A 1859-nucleotide genomic window follows, 5' to 3' on the forward strand; every position below is an offset into this window, starting at 1 on the left:
CAGTGGCGGCCGGCAGCTTGAACGATGAAGGCGCCCGATCGGGCCCCTTCATCGTTCAAGCTGCCGGCCGCCACTGGCCTGGTTTTACTCCGCCACAGCGGCCTGGAATTGGTCCGCCCTTTACATTCGGGAGATCATTCTGGATGGGCAGATCAAGGCCGGCATGGCTCTGCCTCCGAGCCGCCTTCTGGCGGAGCGACTCCGGGTGTCCCGCAACACCGTGATGTTGGCCTACGAACGCCTTGCGGCGGAAGGCTACGTCCGGGCGCGCGGCACGGCGGGCTTGTTCGTTGAGCCGATCTCGCCGGACAGCCTCCTACTGATCCAACAGGGAAGTCGGTCCCTCACGAACGGCCCGGTGCCGGACGCGTCGAGCGAGCCCCTGCTCTGCTTCGCGGGCTCGCCCGGTGGCGGAGGGGACCGCCCGGAACTCGACTTCTGGGTCGGGCGGTCCGATCCGGCGGGGTTCCCCCTGGCCATCTGGCGCCGGATCGTGACGCGCCTCCTTGCGCGGGAGACAACATACCTGACCGATTACTGCGATCCGGCCGGCCTCCCGGAGTTGCGCAGGGCCATCAGCACGCACCTACGTCGGGCCAGAGCGGTGGCGGTGACCGAGGATCAGGTCATCGTGACCACGGGCGGGCAGGACGCCCTCAACCTCGTGTTCAATCTGCTGAAGGGACATACCCGACAGCTCTGCATCGAGAACCCCTGCTACCTCGGAGCCTCGCTGATCTTCAGGAACGCCGACCTGGAGATCCATCCGGTGCCGGTCGACGGCGAGGGGCTGCGAACGGACCTTCTGCCGCCGGCCAAGGGCAGCCTGCTCTACGTCACGCCCTCGCATCAGTTCCCCGCCGGGGCCACCATGCCGCTGGCGCGGCGCCTGGCCTTACTGCGATGGGCGGAGGAGACCGACAGCTACATCGTCGAGGACGATTACGACAGCGACTTCCGGTACGACGGGCCGCCATTGACGGCCCTGGCCGGTCTCGACGGAGGTCGGCGCGTCTTCTATGCCGGGACGTTCTCCAAGTCCGTGGGCGCTGGCCTGCGCATCGGTTTCGCCACGGTCCCGCGCATGTTCTGAGACGAGGCGCGGATGCTGAAAGCACGGATGAGCAACGGCCAGGCCTGGCTTGAGCAGGCTGCGCTCGCCGCCTTCATCGACGAAGGGCACTTCGACCGGCACCTGCGCCGCCTGAGGCAGGTCTACAAGGCGCGCCGTGACTGTCTGGTTGGAGCACTGCGCAGGACGTTCGACGGGGCCGTCGTCCTCGGCGGCGAGAGTGGCCTGCATCTGGTCTGGCGCCTTCCACCCGGCTTTCCGCCCGCCCGGCAGATCCAGCTTCTCGCACGCGAGCAGGGCATAGGGGTCTACGCCCTTTCGAGCGGGGCTGCCTACGATTTCAACCCCGGGGCACGGGACGACATGTTGGTCTTCGGATACTCGTCGCTCAACGAAACGCAGATCGAGACAGCGGTCGGCCAGTTGCAGCAGATATTGCTTGAGCAAGCAGACCGCGGCGAAGGCACGGGTTAGGTCTGCTTCAGAGCACCCGACGAAATGGTTTCTTCGGCGTAGTTGGGTCGGATGCGGAACGTCCGCTTATGGACGCAAGGCCGGGGTCCGCTTCCCACACGATGCGGACCTTCCGGGGGGTACCAAGTGTTAGATTGCCCTGCTTTTGTGGGTCGCCGCCATGTCGTGGATGGGCTCCCGGACGGGCGGTCATCGTACCGCCTCGACCGCCTCCCGGGCGTCGCGGTGGTCCTCCTTCGAGGCTTCGGGCGCATCCTGCAGCATGGGCGCCCGCGGAGCCCGGCACAGGCTAACGGAGATCGGGAAATGATCC

Annotated in this window: 2 protein-coding genes; both read left to right on the top strand. The window is 66.7% G+C overall.

What is annotated here, in order from left to right:
- Positions 1-133: 133 nt before the first annotated feature.
- Positions 134-1093, top strand: a complete 960-nt coding sequence (locus tag MFF13_RS26300) for an aminotransferase-like domain-containing protein (RefSeq protein WP_283205843.1) — start codon at positions 134-136, stop codon at positions 1091-1093.
- Positions 1094-1105: 12 nt separating this feature from the next.
- Complete coding sequence (locus MFF13_RS26305) at positions 1106-1546, top strand: aminotransferase-like domain-containing protein (protein WP_238273410.1); 441 nt, start codon at positions 1106-1108, stop codon at positions 1544-1546.
- Positions 1547-1859: the final 313 nt, after the last annotated feature.

Origin of the sequence: Methylobacterium cerastii, from assembly GCF_022179125.1 — a bacterium.
Classification (GTDB): domain Bacteria; phylum Pseudomonadota; class Alphaproteobacteria; order Rhizobiales; family Beijerinckiaceae; genus Methylobacterium; species Methylobacterium cerastii.

Bases quoted from the DNA above. Each gene is read 5' to 3' on its own strand.
- MFF13_RS26305 (WP_238273410.1), top strand. From the start codon at position 1,106: ATGCTGAAAGCACGGATGAGCAACGGCCAGGCCTGGCTTGAGCAGGCT.